The following is a 22,743-nucleotide window of genomic DNA, read 5'->3' on the forward strand; positions in this document are numbered from 1 at the left end:
CCGCTGCCCTCACTCCATCTCGCGGCCGCTCCGCAACAGAAGGACGAGCGCCCAGTCCTGATCGTTGGCCAGCGGATCCTCGGCGTAGGCCGGCTCGCCGTCGACGGTGCTGGGGAACACGAAGGCACAGGTCGCCGAACCGTCCTCGCGGATGTTCGCCAGGTTCGCGACGAAGATCCGGTCGATCTCCGCCTCGATCGACTCGTCGCGCAGGTCCTCCTCGAGGAGATCCAGAGCACTGGCCGTCAACGCGCTCCAATGGTGGGGGAACACGTCGCCCCACTGTCGACGCAGACCGAACCAGAAGCCGTCCCAGTGCCGCAACGCGATCGAGCGCAGTCGCGGATGCGGCTGGGGGCCACCGAACGCGCGCAACCATCGCACGGCGGACTCGAGCGCGCGGCGATCGCGATCGTCGTGGCGCAGCGTGCGGGCGACGGCCAGGAGCGACACCAACGGTGCGATCATCGCGTGCTCGAAGTTGACCTCGTGACCGGGCAGCGCCCCGCCGACGCGACCGAAATGATCGGCCGCGCTGAGGATGACACCGCGCATCTCGTCGGCGTCGGGCGTCCGACCCACGGCATCCAGACTCCCCGCCAGCGCGCTCAGCGCCTCGGCGAACCCGATCGCCAGGTGCCGGGTCGCCCCGAGTTCGACCGCGCGTCGCTGGACCCGGAGCGCCAGGTCGAGCAGGCCCTGGTCACCCGTGATCCGCGCCTGGTCGCACAGGATGTGCACGAGCCAGGGGAAGTTGTAGAGGCGCGGGTGGGCCTCGACGATCCCGCTCCCCCATCGGACCGTGGCGTCGGTGTCCAGGAGATCGGCGGTGGCGAAGTCGATCCAGGCCGTGACCGCGTGGAGAAGCTCTTCGCGATCACCCCAGCCGCGCAAGAGCGCCTGCTGCAGGAGCGCGGGCATCGCCATCCGCTCCGCCCCGTCCGACCAGTCCGACCAGCCGTTCGTGCTCTGCCGGAGCCCCGTCCGCGTGTCCACCGGAACGAGGGCGCCGGCACCCGAGCCCGCTCGCTCGACGGCGCGCTGGTGGCGCAGGATGTAGGCCACTCTTCGCTCCACGAGTTCGCGGACGGGGAGGTGGAAGAGAACGGAGGTCTGCATCCCCGCCACGTCGACGGCGAAGACGCCGTGCGACGCGCCCGACAGTTCCACGGCGCCGTCGCGCCCCCCGACGCGGACGGCAGGATCCGCCCGGACCGCGTCGAGCGCCACCGGCAACGTCACGCGCCCGGGGATGGATGCCGCCAGCTCCACGCCGTAGAGGGGGTGCGAGCGCGCGGACTCGAAGTGCGCGGCGCTCTCGGGGAACCCGACCTCCCACTCCCAGACCTCCGCCTGACCCGGAGGGACGGACAGCACCCGCTGGCCGCCCATCGCCCGCGGGTTGCGACCGGCATCCGTGGGGTGCAGCACGAGGTGTCCGCGCACGTTCGAGACGGTGTTGATGTTGCGGGACTCGACCGAGTAGGCCGTCAGGCGCCCGCGGGTCAGGGTGAGCGCCAGGACGTCGTCCGCGCCCGACATCGGACGTGCGAGCACCCAGGAGTCCGAACCTCCCGTCCACACGTGCACGTGGTTGCCGCGGGCGAGCGCTCCGCCGTCGGCTTCATACACGTCACGGAACGGGGTGGACACCCCCACCGTCGAGACGTCGATGGCTCGCGACCCATCGTTGCGCAGCTCGAAGGTCTCGCGCAGGCATTCCCCGATCACCCGACGCGTGACCATCAGCCGGCACGTCTCCGCCAGTACGTACTCCGCGCGGAGGCCGTCGGGCACGCGTTCGAGGACGTCCGGCCGATTCCACCGCACCGCCACACCCTCGATGATCGCGAAGCCGCTTCCCCACGCGTGATCGGGGTGATGCCAGGCGTCGATCCGCGCATCGAGAAGGAACGGGCGGTCCGGATCGCTCGCGCGGGAGAACTGCACCGGAGCTCCGGTCGCCCCCTCGATCACGACCGAGCCTCCCCCGAGGACCCACGTCTGATCGTTCACGGACGCTTCCCCTCGAGGCTCGCGCGCGGGGTTCGGATGACGCGCCACGCGCCGGCGGGGACCACGAGCTCGGCTCCGCACGGCTCGCCCGTGACGACGTCCGACGAGCCGGACTCCACGGCGAGGACGACGTCCGCCGTGCCGTGATTGACGAGAGTGCGGTATCGCGCATCGTCACTCCAGCGATCGACGCGTTCCAGCCCCTCGGGCAGGGCGTCGACCACCAGCCCGGCGTCGGCGAGCACGTCTCTCAGCATCCGGTCTCGCGTCGGGGCATCGGGTGACGTCGCGAGGTACCACGCGGATCCTTCGCCGTACCGGTGCCGCGTGAGCGCGGGCCGAGAGGCGGCTCGACCGGCGGCGAACGTCTCCCGCACCTCCGCTACGTCGAGGACGAGATCCTCGGCCCAGAGCCGGCCTTCCCCGCCCCCGGTCAGCGGATGCCGCTCTCCGGCGGCGAACGGCAGGTATTCGTCGACCCCGACTCCGAGCACCTCCCGGAGAGGCGCGAGGAAGCCGCCCGGGTGGACGTGGTCGTTCTCGTCCACCGCCGCCGTGCCGAACTCGACCAGGGCGACCCCGCCGCGCGCGACGAATGCCTGTATCCCCGCGGCGGCGCGCGCGGAGAGCAGGTGGATGCCGGGCAGGATGACGACGCGATAGGCGGACAGGTCAGCTTCGGGGTGCACGAAATCCGTCTCGACCCCGTGGCGCCAGAGAGAGGCGTAAGCGTCGACGGTGCGATCGTAGGAGCGGACGTCTTCCGAAGGGCGCCACTCCAGGCCCTGGGCCCAGGCCGCCTCCCAATCCCAGACGATCGCCACGTCGGAGCGCACGCGACTGCCCTGGATCTCAGAGAGCGACTCGAGCGACTCGCCGAGCGCGAGAACCTCTCGCCACACTCGGGTTCCGGTTCCCGCGTGCGGCAGCATCGCCGAGTGGAACTTCTCCGCGCCGGCGCGCGACGCCCGGAACTGGAAGAACATGATCGCGTCCGCGCCCCGCCCGAGGTGCGCGATGCTGTTGCGCGCGAGCTCGCCGGGGAGCTTGGCGAGATTGCGGGGCTGCCAGTTCACCGCCGATGTCGAGTGCTCCATGAGCATCCAGGGCCGACCGTCTCCGAGCGAACGGGTGAGATCGGCATCCATCGACAGCAGGATGTGCCGGTCGTCGCGCTCGGCCTGGAGGTAGTGATCGGTGGCGACGACGTCCACCTCGGGGGCCCACCGCCACAGATCCATGGAGACCTCCGTCGACGCCATGAAATTGGTCGTCACGGGCAGGTCCGGCGTGTGCGCGCGGATCGCGTCGCGCTCGGCGCGGAAGCAATCGAGCAGACTCTCGGAACTGAACCGCGCGAAGTCGAGGCGCTGCGAGGGGTTCGTCGTGGTCGCCGCGAGGCGTGGCGCGTCGATCTCCTCCCACTCGTGATATCGCTGCCCCCAGAACGCCGTTCCCCACGCACGGTTGACACCGTCGAGCGACCCGTAGCGATGCTGCAGCCAGACGCGGAACGCCGCCACCGAGTGATCGTCGTAGGACGCCGGGATCGGATTCCCGTACTCGTTGTGGACGTGCCACATCGCCAACGCGGGGTGCGTGGCATACCGCTCGGCCAGAGCCGAAGCGATGCGCACGATCGCCCCCCGATAATGCGGCGAGTTCGGAGAAGCCATTCCGCGCGACCCGAAGCCGAGCCGTCGTCCGTCCCTCGTCACCGGCCAGGCGTCGGGGTATGTCCGGAAGAACCAGGCGGGAGGGGATGCCGTCGGGGTGGCGAGGTTGACCCCGATTCCGGCCTCGGCGAGCGCGTCCATCGTCTCGTCGAGGACAGCGAAGTCGAATTCGCCCTCGCGGGGCTCGATGAGTCCCCACGAGAAGATGCCCACGCTGACGAGGTTCACGCGCGCGGCCTTCATGAGTTCGATGTCTTCGCGGCGGGTGACGGCATCCCACTGCTCGGGGTTGTAGTCACCGCCGTATCGCAGCCCGACGCGGTCGCGCGGCCAGGTGCGGTCGGGGCGGGGGGCATCCGGGTTCATGTCACAACTCTCCTTCAGGCCAGGATCACGGCCTGTGCAAACCTAGCGCAGAACCCGTGCGCGCTCACGGTTCATTTTTTGATTTCGCGCGCCAGCCCGGTTGACAGGTCAGCATTTGCAGGTCATGCTTGCCTCGATCCTGCTGGGAGCGCGCACAGGTTTTGCCGCAGTAGGATCGACACCACCATCCTGCACTCGACGAGGAGTTACCGTGCGTAGAACCCGCACCGTGGTCGCCGTAGCGGCCATCGCCGCAGCCGTAGCCGCCCTGAGCGGATGTTCGGCGGGCTCGGCCCCCGAAGAATCCGGACCCGTCACCCTGACTTTCTGGGGTGGGACGAACACCGACAAAGTCGCGGCGGTCTGGAACGCCTCGCACCCCGACATCCAGGTCAAGGCCGAGGTCGTCCCCGGCGGCGACCAGCTGACGACCAAGCTGCTGACGGCGATCAAGGCCGGCAGTGGCGCTCCCGACGTCGTCGGCGTCGAGTACCAGACGATCGCGACGCTCGCCTCCGCCGGCGCCCTCACGGATCTGGCGCAGTACGGTCTCTCGGACGCCAAGTCCACCTTCACGGATGCCACCTGGAACTCGGTGACCCTCGGCTCCGACACCGTCTGGGGTCTGCCGTTGGACCAGGGGGCGATGCTGTTCTACTACCGCGAGGACATCCTCGCCGAGCTCGGTATCGCTCCCCCGAAGACGTGGGACGAGTACGCCGCCGCCGCCAAAGCCGTCAGTCAGGCGCGGCCGGGCACGTATCTCGGGACATTCGACGCTGCGGGCAGTGCCTGGTTCGCGTCACTCACCCAGCAGGGCGGCGGTTCCTGGTACGGCTCGGACGGCGAAGCATGGGACGTGACGATCGACTCCGCCGAGAACCAGAAGGTGACATCCTTCTGGGGCGACCTCGTCGCATCCAAGGCCGTGGACACGACCCCGATGTTCACCCCGGAATGGAATGCCGCCCTCGCCGCCGGGACGCAGATCGGGTGGACGGCACCCGTGTGGGGCGCCGGAGTCCTCGCGAGCAACGCGCCGGACACCGCCGGCAAGTGGGGCGTCACCGCCCTGCCGCAGTGGAAGGCCGGCGACGACGCGAACGGCAGCTGGGGCGGCGGCGCCGAAGTCGTGACGTCGCAGTCGCAGCATCCCGAGGCCGCCGCGGAGTTCGTGAAGTGGCTGACGACCGACAAGGACGCCATCACGGCGTGGGTCAACGACGTGGGAATCTACCCGGCGACGACCGAGACGTTCGGACTGCTCGACAAGGCTCCCGAGTTCATGTCGAACGTGCCCGACTTCTACGAGATCTCGAGCAAGGCCTCCCAGGCGGTCCTCCCCGTCACCTACGGTCCGAACGTGAATGTGGCGTACAGCACCTACAGCGACGAGTTCGGCAAGGCCGTCCAGGCGGGTACCGCGCCGGCATTCCTCGACGCCCTGAGCGCCGTGCAGAACGCCACCCGCGACGACCTCGAGAAGGCCGGCTTCACCGTCAAGTAGTCGAACCGACCGGGAGGGGATGCCACCGGCATCCCCTCCCGTCCCAGCGAGAGCCGAGAACCCATGACCGTCACCACCCCCGACATCTCCGTCGCAGCCTCCGCCCCGCCGCCCGTATCCGGACGCCGCCGTCGGACGGGCGCGCCGGGAACGCGCACGATCGTGCCGTACACGCTCCTTCTTCCCGCCATCGTGCTGTTCGTGCTCTTCATGGCGGCACCGATCGTCTACACGGTCGTGCTGTCGTTCCAGAAGTCCACCGTGGAGGGCCTCGGCATCGGACCCGACAGCCGTCGGATCGAGTGGGCCGGGCTGGAGAACTTCGCCGCTGTCCTCACCAGCGGGGAGTTCCTGGAGAGCCTCCTCCGGATGCTCGTCTACGGCCTCATTCTGGTCCCGGTGGTCCTCGGACTCGCGATGCTCTTCGCTCTCCTGCTGGATTCACCGCGGTCCCGCGGGCGCCGGTTCAGCCGGGTCGCGATCTTCCTCCCGTTCGCCGTTCCGGGTGTCATCAGCTCGCTGCTCTGGGGCTTCCTCTACCTCCCCGGCGTGAGCCCGATCAACGACATCGCCTCGTTCTTCGGGGTCTCCCTGCCCGATCCGCTCTCCCCGGATCTCGTGCTGTTCTCGATCGCGAACATCGGGCTGTGGGGCGGCGTCGGCTTCAACATGGTGATCATCTTCACCGCACTGCGTTCGATCCCCACCGAGATCTACGAAGCCGCGCGCATCGACGGAGCCAGTGAGACGCAGATCGCGCTGCGCATCAAGGTTCCCCTCGTCATCCCGTCGATCATCATGACCTCGCTGTTCTCCATCGTGGCGACCGTCCAGGTGTTCACCGAGCCCACGGTCCTGCGTCCGCTGAGCACGTCGATCTCCAGTTCGTGGAGCCCGCTGATGATCGTCTACCGCGACGCCTTCATCCGCGATGACATCTACGCCTCGGCAGCGACGAGCATCGTGCTGGCTCTCGGCACTTTCGCGCTGTCTTTCCTGTTCCTCCGCGTCGTGCAGCGACGCGCATTCAGCCAGGAGAGCTGACCTGTGGCGACTCTCGTCTCGACCCCCGTCACGACCGGCCGCGCCGCACGGTCGCGCGACCGCTCGGCGCGCCCGAGCCCGTTCTCCACCGGCATCCTGCTGCTCGGCGCCGCGTATTGCCTCCTCCCGGTGCTGTGGGTGCTCATCGCCGCGACGAAGAGCAGCGGCGATCTGTTCTCGACGTTCACGTTCTTCCCGAGCGGAGACCTCTGGGCCAACATCACCGAGCTCAGCCAATTCCGCGGCGGACTGTTCTGGAGGTGGATGGCCAACACGGCGCTCTACGCGGGCGTCGGCGCGCTCCTCTCGACGTACATCTCGGCCCTCTCCGGCCACGTGCTGGCGAAGTTCCAGTTCCGGGGGAAGAACGTGGTGTTCGCCATCCTGCTCATGGGGGTGCTCGTCCCGGGAGTGATCCTCGCGGTCCCGCAGTACTTCCTCCTGGCGAAGGCGGGCCTGGCCGGAACGTACTGGTCGGTCCTGCTCCCGCAGATCCTGAGCCCCTACGGCATCTACCTCGCCCGCATCTACGCGGCCGCCGCCGTCCCGGTCGAAGTCGTCGAGTCGGCCAAGACCGAGGGCGCCGGGGAGCTGACGATCTTCCACCGGATCGCGCTGCCGATGATGCTCCCCGGCCTCGTCACCATCTTCCTGTTCCAGTTCGTGGCAGTCTGGAACAACTTCATGCTTCCGTACATCATGCTCGGCCAGGAGGAGCTGTTCCCCGTGACGGTCGGACTATCGGCACTGCTCAACCAGGGCGCCTCGCAGCCCGCGCTGTACTCCCTGGTCATCACCGGATCGCTGCTGTCCGTGCTCCCGCTGATGGCTCTGTTCCTGTTCCTGCAACGGTTCTGGCGGGTCGACATCGCCGCGGGAGCGGTGAAGGCGTGACCGTCACTCCCCGCCCGCACGCCACGACCTCGTCCGGCGCCGAGGTGTCGCGCCGTCGCCCGACGATCGAGGACGTCGCGGCGGTGTCGGGGGTGTCTCGCGGCACCGTGTCGCGCGTCCTGAACGGCAAGCGCTGGGTCAGCCCGGAATCACGGGATGCCGTGCTGGCAGCCATCAAGTCCACGGGATACCGAGCGAACGTCGCCGCGCGAACCCTGGCGAGCTCCCGAAGTCGCTCGATCGCCTTCCTTTTGACCGAGCCGCAGCAGTTGCTCTTCGAGGACCGGAACCTGGCAAAGGTCCTGCAGGGATGCGGCGACGCGCTCGGGGAGCAGGAGCTGACGCTCGTCATGCTCACGGCGGCCACGGATGCCGAGAAGACCCGGGCCCTGGACTTCCTCGCCGGGGGCGCGGTCGACGGAGTCCTGATCGTCAGCACGCACGAGGGCAACCGCGACCTGATCCGCTCGATCACCGATCTCGGGCTCCCCCTCGTCGTCTTCGGCGTCCCCTTCGGGTTCGAGCACAGCGTCTCCTACGTCACGGTCGACGATGTCTCGGGCAGCCGAGCCATGATGAATCTGCTGCTCGGGCTGGGGCGCGACAAAGTCGGGATGATCGCCGGTCCGCAGGACATGTCCGGGGGTCGCGACCGCCTGGCGGGCTATCGCGAAGCCCTGGGTGCCGACTTCGATCCGACTCTCGTGGAGTTCGGGGACTTCAGCCGGGACAGCGGAGCCACCGCAATGCGCGCACTTCTCGCCCGCCACCCCGATCTCGGAGCCGTGTTCGCCGCCAACGACCGGATGGCTCGCGCCGCGATCGAGGTGCTCGTGGCGAGCGGGCGCCGCGTGCCGGAAGATGTGGCGGTCGGCGGATTCGACGACGCCCCCGAGGCAGTGGAGTCCCATCCGCACCTCACGACCCTCGACCAGCCCTTCGACCGCCTCAGCCGCGAGGGCGTCCGCCTTCTCGGGGAGATGATCGAGGGCAGCGGGGTCGCGGCCGTCCGTCTGCCCGCGACACTGATCGAGCGTCGCTCCACGGCGCGGTGATCACCTGCGTCACGCCCCCGCGAGGGCGCAAAGACGACCCGCCGGCCGCGCGAGGACCGCGTCCAGCTCCTCACGGAGACGCGCACCGACCACCTCGGGCCTGAAGCGGGTGGCGGAGCGACGCGCCTCTGCGGAGGCGCGCTCCCATTGATCGTCGTCGCCGAGGAGCGACACCACGCCCGCGGCGATCCCGGCGACGTCGCCCGCCGGCACGAGGATGCCGCCGTCGCCGATCACCTCGGCCGGTCCGTAGCGCACGTCGGTCGATACGACCGGCACCCCGGCCGACAGGGCTTCGACGATGGCGAGGCCCTGTCCTTCGAACGCGCTGGTCGACAGGAAGACACGGGCTCTCTCGATCGCCGCACGGACATCGTCGTCGTGTCCGCGCAGTCGGATCGCGCCCTGCAGACCGCGCTCGCGCACCATTGTGCGGAGGTGTTCCCGCAACGGTCCGTCGCCGTAGATCTCCAGGCGGGCACCCGGCCGCTCGCGGACGACCTCCTCCCACGCGCGGATGGCGAGGTCGATGCGCTTCTGTTCGACCAGACGGCACGCCATGACCACCACGTCGTCACGGCGGCACGACGCGACCCGGGCCGCCCGCCGCGGCAGGATCGCCGAGGGCACCGTGGCGAAGCGCACGCGGTGCGGGAAGCGCTCGTCGACCTCGCGCGCCTGCGCACGTGTAGGCCAGAGCACCAGGTCGAAGCCGTCGAGCGCGTCCAGCCATCGCCGCCACCCCTCGTCGCGCACCGGCGCGGCGGCGTCGAACGGGTGTGCGAGGTGGGAGTTGTGGACGGTGTGCACGATGCGCACCCGAGGATCGCACCACCGGCCGAGCGTCTCCCCGATCTGTCGGGACTCGCAGATCACGACCAGGCGCCGCTCGGCGTCGCCCGCCGCGGCGCGCAGGTCATCGGCGACGTGCGAGAGCCAGGCGACGTACAGCGCCGCGAACCCGGGGAGCACGCGGTCGCCCTCTCCCCCATGGATCACCACGTTCGCCTCGGACAGATGCCAGGCCGCGTCGGCGACGACCGGCAGGGACACGACGAGCGCGCCGTGATCGTCGCGGAGCTCGCGGTAGGCCACGCCCGGTGTCCGCCCGCCGGGGCGTGCCTGCGCGCGGAGCCGACGCGGATCCCGGACGACCTCGTCGAACAGGTTCCGCAACGTGAAGGACCCCGCCGGCACCCCGTGGGCGTGCGCGTACGCGACGGCGCGCTCCCGGTCACGGGGCGAACCCACATCGAGGGTGAGAAGCAGGGGATGCCGTACCCCGGCGCTGTGCAGGGCGAGGAGCCGGGACAGGACCGCCACCGCATAGCCCCCGTCCCGTTCGGGCGCGAATCGGCTGGTCAGCACCACCACGTCGGCGTCGAGCGGTCCGGTCATGGCGGTCTCCTGCGTGTCGGGGGAACGGATCTCGACGGTAGGGATCGGGGACTCTCCCCCGGCTAAGCGTTCTTATGAATGGGCTGGGAACGACAGCGGGTCGTGGAGCGGGCGGAGCGGTCCCGGTCCACGACCCGCGGCGGCCGATCAGGGGCGACCGCCGCCCATTCCTCCTCCCATCCCGCCGGCCACGGCCTGACCGGCCGTCACCGTCGTCGAGGTGCCGTCCACGGTCACCGTGTACGACTGGCCCGAGGTGATCGCGGACGACGAGAACACCACCGTCTGGAAGTCCTTCGCGCCGACGTACGACGCGATGACCGCGCCCGTGGCATCCGTGATCTGGATCGACGCACCGTCGGAGCCGTCGACCGCCGCGGCGAGCCATCCCTGCGGCGAGGAGGTCTCCGGAGACTCGGCCATTCCGCTGCTGCCGATCGCGACGAGGGTGCCGCCCGAGACGGTGATCCCGCCGTTGGAGTCGAGCGCGCCGTTGTTGCTCGCGGTCGGGCCGTAAACGGTGACGTCTCCCCCGGTCATCGTGATGGTGCCGTTGGAGTCCAGGCCGTCGCCGTCGGCGTCGATCCGCAGGGTGCCGTCCGAGATGGTGAGCGTCTCGCCGGAGTCCTGCATTCCACCCCCGCCCACGCCGCCGCTCGACGTGGAGTTCCCCGAGGCGTTCACGCCGTCGTCGGAGGAGGTGACGCTCGTCGCTCCGCCGGCGATGCGGATGTCGGCCGACTCGATCCCCTCGTACGAGCGGGTGATGTCGACCTGTCCACCGGCGATGGCCAGAGCCGTCTCGGAATGGATGCCGTCGTCCTCGGTCGCGAGCGTGATCGTGCCTCCGGTGATGACGGCGTCGGTCTGCGCGTCGATGCCGTCATCGCCCGCGGTCGCCTCGATGGTGCCCCCGGCGATCCAGACGTAGCCCTTCGTGGCGTCGTCGGTCTGATCGCTCTTGAGCGCATCGCCGCCCGCGGTGATCGATACGGTGCCGTCCTTCACGACCAGCGAGTCCTTGCCGCGCAGGCCGTCGTCGGCGGCGTCCACGGTGATCGTGCCGCCGATGATCGCGAGATCGTCGGTGGCGGAGATCCCGTCGTTGCCGGAGTCCGTGACGGAGAGGCTCCCGGATCCGGAGATCGTGAGGTCGGTGTCGGCGTAGATCGCCGCGCTCGCGTCGGCGTCGGCCGAGCTCGCCGCGGTGATCATGTTCGTCGACCCCGCGGCGAGATTCACGGCCACGTCGTCGGCGGACACCACGTGGATGGCCGCACCGCCGGTGCTCGTGACGGTGGCGCCGTCGAGGACGAGCACGACCAGGGCGTCCTCCGGGGCGTCCACGACCACCTGCCCGTCGAGGGTGCCGCTGAGGCGATAGACACCGGCAGCGGAGATCGTGACGGTCGAGCCGTCGACCGCGACGGACGACGAATCACTCGTCGCGGTGGCGCCCGAGAGGGTGACGTCGACGGCATCCGCGATGTTCCACTCGTCGTCCTTCACCACCGTGCCGTCCGCGTTCGCGGCGAGCAGCTCCGCGGCGGCCGCCGGGATCGTCGAGTCCACCTCGGTGATCGCCTCGGTACTGGTCTGCGAGGTCGAGACGGAGGTGTCGCCGACGGATGCCGGTTGCGCGGTGACCGCGCATCCGGCCAGGACGAGACCGGCAACGGCCAGCGGGAGGGTGAAGGGGATCAGGCGGCGGCGCATGGCACGTCCTTTCGGTCGGGGCGGGAAGTGGGGACGGCGGTGGCGAGGGGACCCGCGAGGACCCTCGACCAGCGGTTGCGGGGCAGGTCGCGATGGAGGGCGGCGAGGCCCGTGGCGTACTTGCTGATGCGCTGGGGCCGGTGACCCGCACGCCACAGGGCACGGTCGAGACGGCCCGCCTGGCCCGGCGACTTCGTCTCGACGATCGCGAAACGCGGCAGGAGGAAACCGCCGCCGGTCGCATCGACCCACTCCAGGTCGAGGTCGACGGTGGCCCGCGAGGACGGCGCTCCCCCCTCACCGGGGAGGAGCAGCGTCGCGCGCCGGTAGAGGGTGCGCAGGCGCGAGTCGAGCTCGTCGGCGCGCGTGGCGGGGATGCCGATGGCATCCAGGGCGAGGGCGACCTCGTCGCGGGCAGCGGGCGTCAGACGGTCGGGCACCGCGCCGGCGTAGGCGTCGCGATCCTTCTGCGTCGAACCGCGCGCCCCGCGGGTCTTCATCTCGAGGAACGTGGAACCGGTGTCCAGGTACGAACGCGTCCGCAGCTTGAACCGCCGCCGGCGCCCGTGCGCCGCGAGGCGGAAGCTCAGCAGATCGGGGGTGTCGAAGTACACCGACCGGTACGCCATCTCACGCCGTGCGTCCATCTCCAGCACCCGTGGGGCGTTCTGCCGACGCCCGAGCCCTTCGAGCAGCTCAGCCGCGGAGGCCAGCGGCACGAGGTACTTGCGATCCACACGCGTGAGCAGAGCGGCATCCTCGGTGAGCTCTTCGAGGGAGACCGGGGGCAGCACGTCCAGCGCGGCGGCGACGCGCGCGCGGGCGCTCACCGCCCGCCCCCGAGCAGGTCGGCGAAACCCGTGTCGGCCGGAGCGGACGCCCGCACCTCGGAACCGAGGCCCGGGTCGACGCGCGTCGCGACCGGCGCCGCGCCGGGGCGCACCCGGTAGCGCACGTCCACGAGCGTGGTGTCATCCACCAGATCCAGCTGCTGCACCGTCATCGCGGTGACCTCGCCGCCGAGCTGACGGCCGAGCTCGACCCGCAGCTCCGTCTCGTCGGCGATCGCCCGATCCAGGTGCACCGTCTGGTGCCGCGCGCGCGACAACAGGCGCGGGTGATCGGCGATCGCGAGCACCGCGACGATCAGGCCCACCAGCAGCAGCGGCGTCGCGAGGTCGGTGTGGGGCAGGCCGCAGATGAGGCCGACCGCCAGAGCGGCGAAGTAGTACGCCACCTCGCGCTGGCTGATCTCACTCGAGCGCAGCCGGATGATCGACAGCACGCCGAAAAGTCCGAGCCCGAGCCCCAGCGCGACCTCGGCCGTGCCGAGCACGGTCGCGACGGCGAGCACGCCCACGTTCACACCGAGGAAGGCGACCACCAGATCGCGACGGCGGTGCCGGTGGAAGTACACGGCGCTGAGGATGACGGCGGTGACCAGATCGGTGGCGGCCAGCAGAAGGGCGGTGGTGGTCATCGGATTCTCCCTGTGGTGGGTGTGGTGGTCATGGCATCCGGATCCGCGGTCACGCGCGGTGCCGTGTCGACGCGGGCGGTGGCGGCGGGCGGTGAGGCGTCCGCACGGGGGAAGACGAGGGTGCGTTGCACGCCGTAGCTCAAGATGAACAGGACGCCTTCGGTGACGACCTTCGCGGGCAGCAGCGCGAGGCCGTTCTCGGTGAGGAAGGACATCCACGCGATGTTCGAGGCCAGGAGCGCCAGCGCGAGCACGCCGTAGCGGACGGCCTGTCCCGTCAGCGCCTGATCGCGGGCACGGAACACCATGCGACGGTTGACGAAGAAGTTCACCGTGGCCGAGAGGATGCGGGCGGCGACGATCGAGGGGACCAACCATCCCGTCAGGAGGTCGAGGACGAACAAGGCGACCGTGTCGACGACGAACGCAGCGAGCGACGACGAGGCGAACAGCAGCACCGGGAGCAGCACCCGCAGCGAGTCCCGCACGGGACGGAAGTGGCTCGAGGCGTTGCGCGCGAGGTACACGGTCGTGATGGGCACCTCGCGCACGGCCACCCCGTCGGGCGCGAGCCGCAGGAGCATGCGCTGCTCGTACTCGAACCCTTCACCCGGGATGCCGAGCGCCCAGGCGATCCGATCGGCGGGGATGCCGCGCAGGCCCGTCTGCGTATCGGTCACGCGGCGCCCGGTCGCGACGCGGAAGAGCCCGCGGGCGACCGCGTTGCCGACGCGGCTGCGCAGCGGGACGTCTCCGCCGAAGTCCCGGATCCCGAGGACGAGGGCGCTGCGCCCGCGCCCGGCGTCCTCACGGAGAGCGTCGGCGACGCGCAGGACGTCGAGGGGCGCGTGCTGCCCGTCGGCGTCGGCCGTGACGACATCGGCATCCGGACAATGCACCGCGATGTCGGCCAGGCCCGTCTTCAGGGCCGCACCCTTGCCGCGGTTGACGTCGTGCGTCACGACCCGCGCGCCGGCGTCCCGCGCGTCCGCGAACACCTCCGCGAACCCCGGGCCGCTCCCGTCGTCGACGACGAGGACGTCGAGATCGGGGTCGGCGTGCCGGAGGTCGGCGACCAGACGCGGGAGCGCCGGTCCGGGTTCGAAGGCGGGGATCAGGACGAACACCGCTCAGCCCGCCACGTACAGGATGTCGCTCGTGCCGCGCTCGCCACCGTTGGACGGGGAGTTGACGACGCTGCCGTTGAAGTACATCGTCGAGCTGCCGCCGCCGTCGAGGTTGTACCCGGTGGTGGCCCCGAGAGAGATCAGGATCTCGGCGAGCTCGGGCAGGGTGGCACCCTCGCTGTACCCCTCCTGGCGACCGTCGACCACGACGAAGACGAGATGGTTGTCCCCGATCACGCCGATGGCCGTGCGGGGCTGATCGCCCTGGATCGAATGGTTGCCGACGTTCGTATCGATCTCGACGGAGTCGATGCCCGCCACCGCCGTGCCGTCCTCGACGATCGCGGGTCCGAAGCTGACGGTGTTCCAGACGCCCGCGGCCAGGAGGGCGGCGGCGGAGGTCTGCGTCTCGTCGTAGACCTCGACATGCCCGTCGAGGAAGAAGGCGAGCCCCTGACGGGCGGGCTCGTCGCGGTAGACGGCGCCGTTGCGGATCTCGATCCCGGTCGAACGGAAGCCGTAGTAGTCGCCGTTGATCGCGAACACGGCGCCGTGCGCCTGCGCGATCTCGCTCGTGGTCTGGATGATGTTCTCGCCGAACTGGTCGTCGGCGAAAGCCGAGCGCAGGGCCGTGGCATCCCCCAGGGTCACGTCGGCCACGTAGTACGTGAGAGCCGACGAGCCCGACCCGGTCGAGACGGTGGAGAGGGCGATGGAGGTCGCGCCGTCGCTGAACGTCGTGTCGGTCAGCGTGGTCGTCGCGGCGGCCGTCGCGCTCGCCGCGGCCTCGGCTGCCGCGCTGGCCTCGGAGCTGACGTGCTGAGCCTCGTAGGACGCGACGTCCGCGACCTCGACGTGCGGGATGAGGAACCTGTCCGCCGCCCACCATGCTCCGCCACCGACGGTGAGCAGAGCCGCAGCCCCGCCCAGGAGCACGGAACGCCGGGTGACGATGCGACCCGCGCCCGTGCGCCGCGGGACCGGCGTCGCCTGGGGAGCCGGTGACGACGGGTCGGGCGAGACGCCCGCGACGGGCTCTCGATCGTCCGGGGATCCGGTGGAGCGGTGTGCGTTGTCCATGCCCCCTTGTCTACGGACGGGGCACTAACCGGTCCCTCCCCGCTCCTCGGCGTGGGCTGTGGAAGACTATGCGTCTGCTGTGACCGGCGAGGAGCGGAACGCGGGCAACCGCACCGTGAAGGTCGTCTCGCCCGGGCGGCTGCGCACGTCGAGCGAACCGCCGTGCGCGGCCACGATCGCCTGCGCGATCGAGAGCCCCAGGCCGGTGCTGCCCGCGTCGCGGTTGCGAGCCCGGTCGCCCCGCGCGAACCGCTCGAACAGCGTGTCGGCCACGACCGGGTCGATCCCGGGCCCCGTGTCGGTCACGCTCAGGACGGCCTCGTCGCCTTCGCGTCGGATGGTGGTGGTCACGACGGTCCCGGGCGGCGTGTGCGTGTGGGCGTTGCGCAGCAGGTTCGCGACCACCTGACGCAGGCGGTCCTCGTCGCCGGGCACGGTCAGCGGGTCGTCCGAGGCGACGTCCAGCCGCCACTCCCGGTCGCGGTCGACGGCCTGCGCGTCGCTGACCGCGTCGATCGCCAGCAGCGGCAGCTCGACGTCGTCCACCCGCAGCCGCTGGCCCGCGTCGAGCCGCGCGAGGAGCAGCAGATCCTCGACGAGCGTCGTCATGCGGCGGGACTCCGATTCGATCCGCTCGAGCGAGCGCTGCTGCGTCGACGACATCGGTTCGGGCCCCGACAGCGTCAGCTGCGCGTAGCCGCGGACGCTGGCCAGGGGTGTGCGGAGCTCGTGGCTGGCATCCGCGATGAAACGGCGCAGCTCGTTCTCGCTGTGCGCGCGGGCGGCCAGCGCGGCCTGCACGTGACCGAGCAGGTCGTTCAGGGACGCACCGACCCGTCCGACCTCGGTCCGGGTGTCGGTGTCGGCCGGCGCCACCCGGTCGGGGATGTCGACGTCGCCGCGGCCGAGCGAGAGCCCCGACACCCGCTGCGCGACCGCGGCCACGCGGTCCAGCGGGCGCAGCGCCCGGCGGACGAGGAAGGACAGTCCCGCGATCGCCGCGAGGAGCGTCGCCGCTCCCACGGCGATGAGGATGGTCGTCAGTGCGGTCGTCGTCGCCGCCGAGTCGGCGAGGGAGATCCCCGAGAAGACCGTCGTCCCGTTCGAGTCGCGCGCCGCGACGCGAAACGCACCGAGGTCTCCTCCGAGATCCGCCGTGACGGGGACGCCGTCGGTCGGCACGGCGGCCTGGAGGATCGCGATCTGATCGGCCGAGAGCGTGACGACCGTTCCGTCCGACTGCGTGTAGCTGGAGGACTGCGCGCTCCCGTCCGCCCCGATCACGAGCTGCAGCGATCCGACGCGCGGCGACGGCCCCCGCCCCCCGGACCCGCTCACACTGCCGGACGGGGTGGGTGCGGGCGTGGAGGACGCCCCCGCATCCGCACCGGACGACTGCCCGTGCCCCCCGTCGCGCGGCCCGCCCACCATCATCAGGCCGCCCTGCACCTGTTCGTCGAGCCGGTCGTAGACGAAGGCGCGGAGCGCGGTGATGGTGGCGACGCTCATGATCAGGAGCGCGACGGCGACCAGGGCGCTCGCGCCGATCACGAGCGCCCTCTGCAGCGTCAGCGGCCGGCGGCTCATGAGGACTTGATGGTGTATCCGACACCGCGAACGGTGTGGATCAGCGGCTCACCGAGCGCGTCGATCTTGCGCCGCAGGTACGAGATGTAGATCTCCACCACCCCGCTGCTCCCGCCGAAGTCGTACCCCCACACGGTGTCGAGGATCTGCGTCTTGCTCACGACCCGTCGCGCGTTCTGCATGAGGTAGCGGAGCAGCTCGAACTCCTTCGCGGTGAGCTTGATGGCGACCCCTGCCCGCTGGACCTCGTACGCGTCCTCGTCGAGCGACAGGTCGCCCACCCGCAGGAGGCTGTCGGCCTCGGCCGCGGCGGCCACGTGACGGCGGGCCATGCCGCGCAGGCGCAGCACGACCTCCTCGAGGTTGAAGGGCTTGGTGACGTAGTCGTCGCCGCCGGCCGCGATCCCCGCGATGCGGTCCTCCACGGCATCCTTCGCGGTGAGGAAGAGAACCGGCACGTCGTTGCCGCCGGCACGCACGCGGGTGAGCAGCTCGACGCCGTCGATGCCGGGCATCATCACGTCGAGCACGAGCAGGTCGGGATCGAACTCCCGGATGACGTCCAGGGCGTCGCGGCCGTTCGTCACCGCGCGGGCCTCCCACCCCTCGTTGGTCATCGCCATGCGCAGCAACTCGCCGAGGTTGACCTCGTCGTCGACGACGAGTGCGCGGATCGGCGATCCGTCGGGGCGGGAGAGCGGATGCCGTGCGATGACCATGGGGTTCAGCATGCCCTCTCCGCGCGGCCGGGGCGAGCCGATCGCGCCGACATCAGCCTCTCCAGGTCAGCGCCAGGCGCGGGCACACGGCCGCGGCATCCCGGGCGTCGCGTTCGCGGCCCGCGGGCACGACGATGTCGGTGCCGCCCTCGGCGAGGGGGTACCCCCAGTCGTCGGTGCGGACCACGCCCGCCAGCAGCTCGGCGCAGACCCCGCGGCCCGTGCAGGCCGTCCAGTCCACGTGCAGGTTCTTCGTCATGATCTCACCCTTCTTCCCGCCCGGCAGCGACTCTCCGTGTGGGCCTGCGCGTCGTCCGCGAACACCGTCAGCGCGCTCCGCAGCAGGCGGACCGTCCCGTCGGGGTGCGCGCAGGCCCCCCGACCGTCGACGAGTCCGGCGAGGCGTCGGAGTTCGTCCCGGGTGTCCCGCCCCGCGGCGAGCGCCCGCATCGACGCGGCGATGGCGGGTAGACCGTTCAGGCACGGCCCGCACTGCCGGGCGGACGCCGCCGCGAGGAACGCGAGCATGTCGGCGGTCGCGCGGATGCCGCAGTCTCCGCCGGAGAGGACGTGGAGCACGCCCGCGCCCGGGGACGCGCCCCACTGCGCCAGGCCGCGGGGCGAGAGGGCAGCGTCGAGCGCCTCCCGCGGGAGCCACGTGCCGTGGAACCCGCCGACGAGGACGGCCGCGGGGTCTCGCGTGACCCCGGTCGCCGTGAGGATCTCGGCGATCGCCGTTCCCCCGTCGACCTCGAGCACGATCGGCGTCTCCCCCGGCGTGCTGACACTCACCAGCCGTGTTCCGGCGTCGCCGGCGCGACCGCGACTCCGGTGCCGGTCGGCGCCGGTGCGGGCGATCACCGCCACCTGGGCCAGCGACTCGACGTTCTGCACCAGCGTCGGCCGCCGGCGCAGACCCCGCTCCGCGAGGCGGACGACGCGATCGGAGGGCACCCCGGGTCGCCCGGACACTCCGGCGACGAGCGCCGACGCCTCTCCTCCGACGAAACCGTGATCGGCGACGTGCAACCGGACGATTCCGGCATCGCTGCGTTCGGCCAGCGCCCTCTCCGCCGCCGAGCGCGCGTCGGCGTGCACCACGAGGTGGGCCTCATCGGACCCCAGCGCCTCGGCGCAGATCAGCAGTCCGTCGAGGACCAGGTGCGGGGCGCGTTGCAGCAGCACCCGGTCCTTCGCGCTGAGCGGCTCGCCCTCGCTGCCGTTGCCGACCACGATCGGGGCGCCGCCGCGCGCCGAAGCGCGCGCCACGGCGGCGAGCTTGCGGTGCACGGGAAATCCGGCGCCGCCTCTCCCGTCGAGGCCCGCGGCCTCGAGCTCGCCGAGGAGGCCGTCGAGCGACGGCGACGGGCGAGACCCGAACACCGCCGCGTGGGCGGCCAGGCCGGGATCGGCGGCACGCAGGAGGATCGGCGCGGTCATGACGCCACCCCCACACGCGCCCGCGGACGGTCGACGTCGGCGACGAGCCCGGTCGCCCGGCGTTCGCGGGACCGGAGGACCAGACGCCACCCCACGGCCGCGGCGACCGCCACGGCGCACGCCGCCGCAGTGGCGAGGAACCACGGCTCCCCGGCATCCGTTCCCGCACCGATCGCGTGGGCGAGGGCCAGGGGCCACAGCAGGTAGGTGCCACGGTGGACGAAACGGAAGACGCGGGCACCGATCCGGTGCCGGAGCAGCGCGGTCACGACCACCGCGAGCACGAGGTCGATCGCGAGCGTGCCGAGTCCGAGCCACACCGGACGGTAGGCCGCGAGGAAGGGCACGAAGAAGTCGACGACGTCGAGCTGCGCGTAGCTGTCGAACAGCAGCGACACCAGATGGATGCCGATGAACACCGTCGCGAGGAGGGCGATGTCGCGGTGCAGGCGCGCGGCGCCGAACCTCCCGAGACCCGGCAACGGCGCGCCCGAGCGGACGACGATGCCGCCGACGACGGCGAGACTGAACAGCACGAGTCCGACGACCCCCGTGCCGCGCCCGAGGGCCCACAGTGCCTCATCCACGGATCATCGCCTCCCCCGTCGCGTGCGCGGGAACGGGTTCCGCCGGCCAGCCGCCGACGGTGTGCACCCGACACTGCTGGTCCACGAGCCGCGCGGGCGCCCGGTCCGCGAGCCACTCGAGGGCCGAGGCGCCGCGGACGATCGCGGCGGTGGCGTACGCGTTGGCGAGGACGCAGCGCGACGCGGCGACCGTGACGGTGCGCCAGACCGGGTCCGCGGGGAGCCCCGTGCGGGGATCGAGGATGTGGTGCATCGTCTCGCCGCCGCGACGCCACCGGCGCCGAAGGGTGCTCGAGGTCGCCACGGCGTGCCCCGCCGCCACCCGCACGGTCGTCGCCGGCTCGTCGGGCAGGTCCTGCACGCGCACATGCCATCCGTCGCGCGGTTCGGGACCCGCCGTGGAGACGTCTCCGCCGAGCGACAGCAGCACCGAGCAGTCCAGACGCGCGGCGATGGTCGCGGCCACGCGGTCCGCGGCGAGCGCCTTGGCGGTGGCGCCGAGGTCGAGCGTGCGGTCCGCCGGGACCCGGAGACGCCGGCCGCGCAGCTCCACGCGCTGCCACCCGGCGACGTCCGTCGCGACGGCGCGCACCGGTCGGTCGTCGTCGTCGAGGACGAGGGCGATGTCGCGGTCGTAGCCGAGCGCGCTCAGGTGACGGCCGAGGGTCGGATCGACGGCTCCCTCGGTGAGCCGTGCCGCGTCGAGGGCCGCGCCGACGTACTCCGTGAGCAGGGCGCTGATGCTCACCCCCCGCGGCAGATCGCTCGCGATGCGGTTGATCTCGGAGTCGCCGCGGAAGCGGTTGACGGCCGCGTCGACGAGCGCGAGTTCGCGATCCGCGATCTCGACGGCGGCGTCGCGGAGGTCGTCGACGTCGCGGATTCCGCGCGGCAGACGTTCCGCGTCGCTGTCGACGACGAGGGTCGCTTCGGTGGACCAGAGGCCCCACAGGGAGGAGGCGCGCATCACGACCCGCTCGAGGTGGCGTCGGATCGCGTGGACTGCGACGAGGAGACCGAGCCGGATGCCGAACCCGTCGAGCTCTCCGAGGTCGAGGCTCCCGAGCTCGACCCGCTCGCGGTGCCGTCGGACGCGGAGGTGCCGGTCGTGGCCGCGTCGTCGGTCGTCGTGGTGGCCGTGGTCGCCGCGGTCGCCGAGGCCGAGGGCGTCGGCGTGACCGTCGAGTCGGCGGTGTCGGACGTCGTGGTGGTCGTCGCGGCTTCGGTCGCCGAGGATCCGTCGACCACCCCGGCCGCGATGATCACGACGGCGCCGGCGCTGAGGGCCGCGACCATGGCGGTGGCCACCCGGGTGCGGAGCCACATCTTCTGCAGAGCACTCATCGGTGCCTCCTTTCGATGGCCCCATCGTCACGACCGCCGACAAGAGCAGCACTCACCGATTCGATGCGCCGTCTCTGCGATGTCTATGCGTCTGCTGTGCGACCGGGGCTCGGTGGATCGAAGGCGGATCGCGAACATACCCCCTGCATAGGAAGCGTGAGGGATCGGTGAGGGCGCCGTCCCTACTTTCGGGGCCACGGCCGCACTCCGCGCCGGGAAGGAGAACCATGTACTGGACGTACCTGCGGCGCGAACTCGCCGGCCGCACCAAACAGACCGTGATCGTCGCCGTGGGGTTGGCGGTCGCGATCGCGCTCGTGATCGTCGTGAACGCCCTATCGGCGGGGGTGCGCGACGCGCAGGCGCAGGCGCTGTCGTCGGTGTACGGCGTCGGCACCGACCTCACCGTCACCGGCGCGCAGACCCAGCCCGGGGAGGGCGGCGGCGGTCCGCGGTTCGACTTCGGCGCCGACGACGGCTCCACCTCCGACGGCACGACGTCGCTCAGCCAGTCGCGGCTGATGACCGACATGATGCGCGGGACCCTGGATGCCTCGACCGTGACGACCGTGTCCGGGCTCGACGGCGTGGCCTCCGCCACGGGCGCTCTCGCGCTCACCAACACCACGTTCTCGGGCCAGATCCCCGACCGGGGCGCGAACTCGGGGACGAGCACCGACGGCGCGCTGGGCGGCGGCGGCATGGGCGGCGAGCCCCCGTCCGGCGGGCCCGGCGGAGACGGCGGCAGCGCGTTCGGCATCGACTCGTTCAGTGTGCTCGGCGTGGATCCCTCCGCGACCGTGGGCCCGCTGACCTCCGTCACCGTCTCGGACGGACGGGCGCTCACAGCCGCCGACGCCGGAACGGACGTCGCCGTGGTCGACGCGACCTACGCCACCACCAACAGCCTGACCGTCGGCGGGACGATCGACGTCGGCGGCACCACGATGCAGATCGTCGGCATCGTCGCCTCCGCTTCCGCCGACGCGGACACCGCGGCGAACGTGTACCTGCCGCTCGATGTCGCGCAGTCCCTCGCCGGTGTCGGCGCGGTCGTCTCCACGGTCTACGTGCAGGCGGATTCCGCGGATGCCATCGACACCGTCCAGGCCGAGGTCACGGCCGCTCTGCCCGACGCGACCGTGAGCTCGCAGTCCGAGCTCGCCTCGACGGTCTCGGGCTCGCTGTCCAGCGCATCCTCGCTCATCACCAACCTCGGCACGTGGCTGTCGATCGTCGTGCTGGCCGTCGCCGTCGCGCTGGCGGTGCTCTTCACGCTCTCCGGGGTGGCCCGCCGCACGCGGGAGTTCGGCACGCTGAAGGCGATCGGCTGGTCCAACGGCCGCGTCGTCCGCCAGGTCGCCGGCGAATCGCTCGTGCAGGGGCTCATCGGCGGCGCCGCGGGACTGATCCTGGGTCTCGGCGGCATCCTGCTCGTCAACGTGATCTCGCCCACGATCTCGGTCACGGCGTCCTCGACGACGGCGACGGGTCCCGGCGGTCAGGGCGGACCGGGGATGGGCGGCGGCGGCTTCGGCCAGGCGGCCGCGCAGGCCACTGACATCGTGCTCAACGCCCCCCTCACGCCCACCGTCGTCGTCGCGGCCGTGGGGATCGCCGTCCTCGGCGGCGTGTTCGCCGGAGCCTTCGGAGGCTGGCGCGCTGCGCGCCTCAGCCCCGCCGCCGCCCTCCGCTCGGTCGCGTGAC

Annotated in this window: 20 protein-coding genes; 5 read left to right on the top strand and 15 right to left on the bottom strand. The window is 71.3% G+C overall.

Features of this window, described 5'->3' with window-relative positions; all coding sequences use genetic code 11:
• Positions 1–9: 9 nt before the first annotated feature.
• Complete coding sequence (locus BW982_RS14060; protein WP_076494263.1) at positions 10–2,016, bottom strand: hypothetical protein; 2,007 nt, start codon at positions 2,014–2,016, stop codon at positions 10–12.
• Positions 2,013–4,058, bottom strand: coding sequence for a beta-galactosidase (locus BW982_RS14065; RefSeq protein ID WP_076494265.1), 2,046 nt, complete (start codon positions 4,056–4,058; stop codon positions 2,013–2,015). The genes BW982_RS14060 and BW982_RS14065 overlap by 4 nt, the downstream gene beginning before the upstream one ends.
• Before the next feature lie 211 nt (positions 4,059–4,269).
• Between BW982_RS14065 and BW982_RS14070 the strand changes: the two genes are divergently transcribed.
• The 4 genes from BW982_RS14070 to BW982_RS14085 all read left to right on the top strand — a co-directional run bounded on the left by BW982_RS14070 (position 4,270) and on the right by BW982_RS14085 (position 8,558).
• Positions 4,270–5,565, top strand: a complete 1,296-nt coding sequence (locus BW982_RS14070; RefSeq protein ID WP_076494266.1) for an ABC transporter substrate-binding protein — start codon at positions 4,270–4,272, stop codon at positions 5,563–5,565.
• 63 nt (positions 5,566–5,628) lie between these two features.
• On the top strand, positions 5,629–6,609 hold the full coding sequence (locus BW982_RS14075) for a carbohydrate ABC transporter permease (RefSeq protein ID WP_076494268.1): 981 nt from the start codon (positions 5,629–5,631) through the stop codon (positions 6,607–6,609).
• Positions 6,610–6,702: 93 nt separating this feature from the next.
• Positions 6,703–7,503, top strand: a complete 801-nt coding sequence (locus BW982_RS14080; protein ID WP_254845611.1) for a carbohydrate ABC transporter permease — start codon at positions 6,703–6,705, stop codon at positions 7,501–7,503.
• Entirely contained in the window at positions 7,500–8,558 is a 1,059-nt protein-coding gene (locus BW982_RS14085; protein WP_175611114.1) for a LacI family DNA-binding transcriptional regulator, read from the top strand. The genes BW982_RS14080 and BW982_RS14085 overlap by 4 nt, the downstream gene beginning before the upstream one ends.
• 9 nt (positions 8,559–8,567) lie before the next feature.
• Here BW982_RS14085 and BW982_RS14090 read toward each other — a convergent pair whose 3' ends face one another.
• The 13 genes from BW982_RS14090 to BW982_RS14150 all read right to left on the bottom strand — a co-directional run bounded on the left by BW982_RS14090 (position 8,568) and on the right by BW982_RS14150 (position 21,036).
• Positions 8,568–9,956: a glycosyltransferase gene (locus tag BW982_RS14090; RefSeq protein WP_076494271.1), complete on the bottom strand. Its 1,389-nt coding sequence runs from the start codon at positions 9,954–9,956 to the stop codon at positions 8,568–8,570.
• 147 nt (positions 9,957–10,103) lie between these two features.
• Positions 10,104–11,672 (bottom strand): carbohydrate-binding domain-containing protein, encoded by a 1,569-nt coding sequence (locus BW982_RS14095; RefSeq protein WP_076494273.1) that lies wholly within the window; start codon positions 11,670–11,672, stop codon positions 10,104–10,106.
• Complete coding sequence (locus BW982_RS14100) at positions 11,657–12,502, bottom strand: VTC domain-containing protein (RefSeq protein WP_175611115.1); 846 nt, start codon at positions 12,500–12,502, stop codon at positions 11,657–11,659. Before BW982_RS14100 ends, BW982_RS14095 begins: the two co-directional genes overlap by 16 nt.
• The gene (locus BW982_RS14105) at positions 12,499–13,152 is read right to left on the bottom strand and encodes a DUF4956 domain-containing protein (protein WP_076494274.1); all 654 of its coding nucleotides are present in this window, start codon (positions 13,150–13,152) and stop codon (positions 12,499–12,501) included. Before BW982_RS14105 ends, BW982_RS14100 begins: the two co-directional genes overlap by 4 nt.
• The gene (locus tag BW982_RS14110; protein WP_076494276.1) at positions 13,149–14,279 is read right to left on the bottom strand and encodes a bifunctional glycosyltransferase family 2/GtrA family protein; all 1,131 of its coding nucleotides are present in this window, start codon (positions 14,277–14,279) and stop codon (positions 13,149–13,151) included. The genes BW982_RS14105 and BW982_RS14110 overlap by 4 nt, the downstream gene beginning before the upstream one ends.
• A 3-nt stretch (positions 14,280–14,282) precedes the next feature.
• On the bottom strand, positions 14,283–15,359 hold the full coding sequence (locus tag BW982_RS14115; RefSeq protein WP_083696713.1) for a phosphodiester glycosidase family protein: 1,077 nt from the start codon (positions 15,357–15,359) through the stop codon (positions 14,283–14,285).
• Positions 15,360–15,425: 66 nt separating this feature from the next.
• Complete coding sequence (locus BW982_RS14120) at positions 15,426–16,946, bottom strand: sensor histidine kinase (protein ID WP_076494277.1); 1,521 nt, start codon at positions 16,944–16,946, stop codon at positions 15,426–15,428.
• A complete protein-coding gene (locus tag BW982_RS14125; protein WP_175611116.1) occupies positions 16,943–17,677 on the bottom strand; it encodes a response regulator transcription factor in 735 nt (244 codons plus the stop codon). Before BW982_RS14125 ends, BW982_RS14120 begins: the two co-directional genes overlap by 4 nt.
• A gap of 40 nt (positions 17,678–17,717) precedes the next feature.
• Positions 17,718–17,924: a ferredoxin gene (locus BW982_RS14130; protein WP_076494279.1), complete on the bottom strand. Its 207-nt coding sequence runs from the start codon at positions 17,922–17,924 to the stop codon at positions 17,718–17,720.
• Positions 17,921–19,105 (bottom strand): NADH-ubiquinone oxidoreductase-F iron-sulfur binding region domain-containing protein, encoded by a 1,185-nt coding sequence (locus tag BW982_RS14135; protein ID WP_076494280.1) that lies wholly within the window; start codon positions 19,103–19,105, stop codon positions 17,921–17,923. Before BW982_RS14135 ends, BW982_RS14130 begins: the two co-directional genes overlap by 4 nt.
• The gene (locus BW982_RS14140) at positions 19,102–19,692 is read right to left on the bottom strand and encodes a ferric reductase-like transmembrane domain-containing protein (protein ID WP_076494282.1); all 591 of its coding nucleotides are present in this window, start codon (positions 19,690–19,692) and stop codon (positions 19,102–19,104) included. Before BW982_RS14140 ends, BW982_RS14135 begins: the two co-directional genes overlap by 4 nt.
• On the bottom strand, positions 19,685–20,659 hold the full coding sequence (locus tag BW982_RS14145; RefSeq protein WP_076494283.1) for an FAD:protein FMN transferase: 975 nt from the start codon (positions 20,657–20,659) through the stop codon (positions 19,685–19,687). The genes BW982_RS14140 and BW982_RS14145 overlap by 8 nt, the downstream gene beginning before the upstream one ends.
• A complete protein-coding gene (locus tag BW982_RS14150; protein WP_076494285.1) occupies positions 20,659–21,036 on the bottom strand; it encodes a hypothetical protein in 378 nt (125 codons plus the stop codon). Before BW982_RS14150 ends, BW982_RS14145 begins: the two co-directional genes overlap by 1 nt.
• Positions 21,037–21,263: 227 nt before the next feature.
• Here BW982_RS14150 and BW982_RS14155 point away from each other — a divergent pair, with 227 nt between their 5' ends.
• Positions 21,264–22,742 carry an ABC transporter permease gene (locus tag BW982_RS14155; protein ID WP_076494287.1) on the top strand — a complete coding sequence of 493 codons (1,479 nt, stop codon included), beginning with the start codon at positions 21,264–21,266 and terminating at the stop codon, positions 22,740–22,742.
• Position 22,743: the final 1 nt, after the last annotated feature.

The sequence above is a fragment of the Microbacterium sp. RURRCA19A genome (genome assembly GCF_900156455.1).
Classification (GTDB): Bacteria; Actinomycetota; Actinomycetes; order Actinomycetales; family Microbacteriaceae; genus Microbacterium.

Coding starts and splice junctions, on each gene's coding strand:
- BW982_RS14135 (WP_076494280.1), bottom strand. CDS start 19,105: ATGACCGCGCCGATCCTCCTGCGTGCCGCCGATCCCGGCCTGGCCGCC.
- BW982_RS14120 (WP_076494277.1), bottom strand. CDS start 16,946: ATGAGCCGCCGGCCGCTGACGCTGCAGAGGGCGCTCGTGATCGGCGCG.
- BW982_RS14105 (WP_076494274.1), bottom strand. CDS start 13,152: ATGACCACCACCGCCCTTCTGCTGGCCGCCACCGATCTGGTCACCGCC.
- BW982_RS14115 (WP_083696713.1), bottom strand. CDS start 15,359: ATGGACAACGCACACCGCTCCACCGGATCCCCGGACGATCGAGAGCCC.
- BW982_RS14090 (WP_076494271.1), bottom strand. CDS start 9,956: ATGACCGGACCGCTCGACGCCGACGTGGTGGTGCTGACCAGCCGATTC.
- BW982_RS14155 (WP_076494287.1), top strand. CDS start 21,264: ATGTACTGGACGTACCTGCGGCGCGAACTCGCCGGCCGCACCAAACAG.
- BW982_RS14145 (WP_076494283.1), bottom strand. CDS start 20,659: ATGCGCGCCTCCTCCCTGTGGGGCCTCTGGTCCACCGAAGCGACCCTC.
- BW982_RS14150 (WP_076494285.1), bottom strand. CDS start 21,036: ATGAGTGCTCTGCAGAAGATGTGGCTCCGCACCCGGGTGGCCACCGCC.
- BW982_RS14130 (WP_076494279.1), bottom strand. CDS start 17,924: ATGACGAAGAACCTGCACGTGGACTGGACGGCCTGCACGGGCCGCGGG.
- BW982_RS14125 (WP_175611116.1), bottom strand. CDS start 17,677: ATGCTGAACCCCATGGTCATCGCACGGCATCCGCTCTCCCGCCCCGAC.
- BW982_RS14095 (WP_076494273.1), bottom strand. CDS start 11,672: ATGCGCCGCCGCCTGATCCCCTTCACCCTCCCGCTGGCCGTTGCCGGT.
- BW982_RS14065 (WP_076494265.1), bottom strand. CDS start 4,058: ATGAACCCGGATGCCCCCCGCCCCGACCGCACCTGGCCGCGCGACCGC.
- BW982_RS14075 (WP_076494268.1), top strand. CDS start 5,629: ATGACCGTCACCACCCCCGACATCTCCGTCGCAGCCTCCGCCCCGCCG.